Below are 3,195 nucleotides of genomic sequence, written 5' to 3' on the forward strand. Positions count from 1 at the left end.
GCCCACACCCGCCCAGGTACTGGACGGGTTGGCCCGGAACGGTGATGTCGTCGTGCTGCCGCTGCTGCTCACCGCCGCCTACCACAGCAAGACCGACATCCCGGGCGTCCTGAACCGGGTGCGCGCCCAGCACCCCCGCCTGCGGCTGCGCACGGCGGCCACGCTGGGCCCGCACCCGCTGCTCATGGACGCCCTGGAGCGCCGCCTGCGGGACGCGGGCGTCGAGCCCGGCGACCCGGACACGGCGGTCGTCCTGGTCTCGGCGGGTTCGAGCGACGCGTCCGCGAACGCGACGATCGCCCGGCTCGCCCGCGACTGGCGGGCGCGCGGGTGGCGGGACGCCGTCCCCGCGTACGCGTCGGCGGCCGGCCCGAGACCGGGCGAGGCCGTGGCGGCGCTGCGCGAGGCGGGCGCCCCGCGGGTGGCGGTCGCGTCCTACTTCCTGGCGCCGGGCCACTTCGCCGACAAGGTCCGCGCGGAGGCGCTGGCCGCCGGCGCCGACGCGGTCTCCCCGGTGCTCGGCGCGGCCCCGGAGGTCGCGGAGCTGATCGTCCACCGCTACGACGAGGCGCTGGAGAGCGCGCGCCGGGCCGCGGCCGGCTAGACGTTCGGCGGCCCGCCGACCGGGTATGCGGGCCGCCATGGAACGCGACGACCTCGGCCACGAGCCCCGCGAGACGCACGACCGCGACTTCGCCCCGGTGACCCGCCGCTCCGACGCCCGCGGCCGGACGGTGCCCGACGGGGAGGAGACCAGCGGCACGGGCACGCCCGGCGTCCGGCACGGGCATCCCGACGCGCTGCCGCCGGACGAGGCGGGCGTCGAGGACGCCGAGCGGCACGACGACAGCCGCTGACGCGGGCTACCTGCGGTTCTGCCACCAGTCGGTGATGGCGCGGCGGACGGGCGCGTGGTGCTCGTCGTCGACGATCTTGATGTCGCCCATCACGGCGGTCGCGGTGACGCGGACGACCGGGACCCGGGCCCCCGGGTGCGGGTCGCGGACGTTGACCTTGCGGTCGCCGAGAAAGTTGTGGCCGGTCAGCTCGACGCTGACGCCGTCCGGGACGATGATCTTGACGTCGCCCATCACGGCGGTCGCGGAGATCTGGACCTCACCGGTCGGCACCTGCGCGCCGCGCAGGTCGAGTTCGACGTCGCCCATCACCGACACCGCCTCCAGCGGGCCGTCGATGCGGCCGACGATGCGCTCCTTGCAGTCCCCCATGACGGCGCTGAACCTGCGCTTGACCTGCGGCGGCGCGGGGTTGGCGCCGGGGGCGCCCATGCCGGGCAGGTCGGCGGTGATGCGTTCGAGGTCGCCGCGGCTGACCGCCGCGTAGGCGGCCTCGGTGCGCTCGGTCAGCTCCTCGAAGGTGAGCCGTCCCTCCACGGAGGCGACCCGCAGCCCCTCGACGACGGCCTCGCGCTCGGCGTCGGACGCCCGGATCGCGTCGGGCGCGGTCCTGGCGTCGCGCGGATCGGGCACGGAGTGGGCGTCCTGCCGCCGGGCCGGCGGGCGGCCGGGGCAGGGCCGCTCGGGCTGCGGACTGGACTGACTCATGATTCCGAAGGTATGCCCCCGGCGTGGCGCGACAATCCGCCGGGGGGACGAGATCGCCCCACCACTTCAGGAGGATGGACTCTCCACCACGGTACAGGCACCATCTCCAGGTGCCCCGAACGGGGTTCTGTATCCTGCGGGGCGTGGACACGCACGAGGTCGTCAACCAGGTGCCCCCGCTCACCGGGCACGACGTGGCCGACGAGGCCGTCCTGCTGGACGGGCTGGCGCGCGAGGGCGCCGGCTGGGCCGAGCCCGAGGTGCGCGAGCTGGGCCGCCTCGCGGGCACCGAGGAGGCCCAGGAGTGGGGCCGGCTCGCGAACGAGAACCCGCCCGTCCTGCGCACCCACGACCGGTACGGGCACCGGATCGACGAGGTCGAGTTCCACCCGGCCTGGCACGAGCTGATGACCGTCGCGGTCACGCACGGCCTGCACGGCTCCGCGTGGGCCGACCCCCGCGAGGGCGCCCACGTCGCACGGGCCGCGAAGTTCTACACGTGGCGCGTCGACGCCGGGCACGGCTGCCCCATCTCCATGACCTACGCGGCCGTCCCCGCGCTGCGCCAGTCCCCCGACCTGGCCGCGCAGTACGAGCCGCTCCTCGCCAAGAACGAGTACGACTACGGCCTGCGCGCCCCCCTGACCAAGAACGCGCTGCTCGCCGGCATGTCGATGACCGAGAAGCAGGGCGGCTCGGACGTCCGCGCCAACACCACGCGGGCCACCCCCGCCGCCGACGGCACGTACCGCCTCGTCGGCCACAAGTGGTTCACCAGCGCGCCGATGTGCGACGTGTTCCTCACGCTCGCGCAGGCGCCGGGCGGGCTGACCTGCTTCCTCGTCCCCCGCGTCCTGCCGGACGGGAGCCTCAACCCGCTGCGCCTGATGCGGCTGAAGGACAAGCTCGGCAACCGGTCCAACGCCTCCTCCGAGGTCGAGTACGCCGACGCGGTCGCCTGGCGGGTCGGCGACGAGGGCCGCGGCGTCCGCACCATCATCGAGATGGTCAACATGACCCGGCTCGACTGCGTGATCGGCGCCGCGGCCGGGATGCGGTACGGCGTCACCACCGCCGCGCACCACGCCGCGCACCGCAAGGCGTTCGGCAGGTACCTGATCGACCAGCCGCTGATGCGCAACGTCCTCGCCGACCTGGCGGTCGAGTCCGAGGCCGCCACCCTCACGATGCTGCGCCTCGCCGGCGCCACCGACCGCTCGGTCCGCGGCGACGCCGCCGAGACCGCGTTCAAGCGCCTCGCGCTCGCCATCAGCAAGTACTGGATCTGCAAGCGCTGGCCCGCCCACGCCGCCGAGTCCCTGGAATGCCTCGGCGGCAACGGCTACGTCGAAGAGTCCGGCATGCCGCGCCTGTTCCGGGAGTCCCCTCTGAACTCCATCTGGGAGGGCTCCGGCAACGTCGCGGCCCTGGACGTCCTGCGTGCCATGGCGAAGGAGCCGCAGACCGTGGAGGCGTACTTCGCCGAGGTCGAACGCGCCGCCGGCGCCGACGCCCGCCTCGACACGGCCGTGCGCGAGATCAAGACCTCCCTCGGCGACCTGGACACCATCGAACTGCGCGCCCGCCGCATCGTCGAACGCATGGCACTGACCCTGCAGGCGTCCCTGCT

4 protein-coding genes are annotated in these 3,195 nt (G+C 74.5%); 3 read left to right on the top strand and 1 reads right to left on the bottom strand.

Features of this window, described 5'->3' with window-relative positions; genetic code table 11:
• Positions 1-604 (top strand): sirohydrochlorin chelatase (locus ETD96_RS42865; protein WP_138642202.1); only part of this gene is annotated, 604 nt, incomplete at its 5' end.
• 37 nt (positions 605-641) lie between these two features.
• Positions 642-857 (top strand): hypothetical protein, encoded by a 216-nt coding sequence (locus ETD96_RS42870; protein ID WP_138642203.1) that lies wholly within the window; start codon positions 642-644, stop codon positions 855-857.
• Between the two features lie 6 nt (positions 858-863).
• On the opposite strand, the gene ETD96_RS42875 is transcribed toward ETD96_RS42870, so the two are convergent.
• The gene (locus tag ETD96_RS42875; RefSeq protein WP_171069519.1) at positions 864-1,565 is read right to left on the bottom strand and encodes a DUF1707 SHOCT-like domain-containing protein; all 702 of its coding nucleotides are present in this window, start codon (positions 1,563-1,565) and stop codon (positions 864-866) included.
• A 143-nt stretch (positions 1,566-1,708) separates the two neighbouring features.
• Between ETD96_RS42875 and ETD96_RS42880 the strand changes: the two genes are divergently transcribed.
• Positions 1,709-3,195: acyl-CoA dehydrogenase family protein (locus ETD96_RS42880; protein ID WP_138642204.1), on the top strand; the 1,487-nt coding region annotated here is incomplete at its 3' end.

The organism is Actinomadura geliboluensis, assembly GCF_005889745.1.
Taxonomy (GTDB): domain Bacteria; phylum Actinomycetota; class Actinomycetes; order Streptosporangiales; family Streptosporangiaceae; genus Spirillospora; species Spirillospora geliboluensis.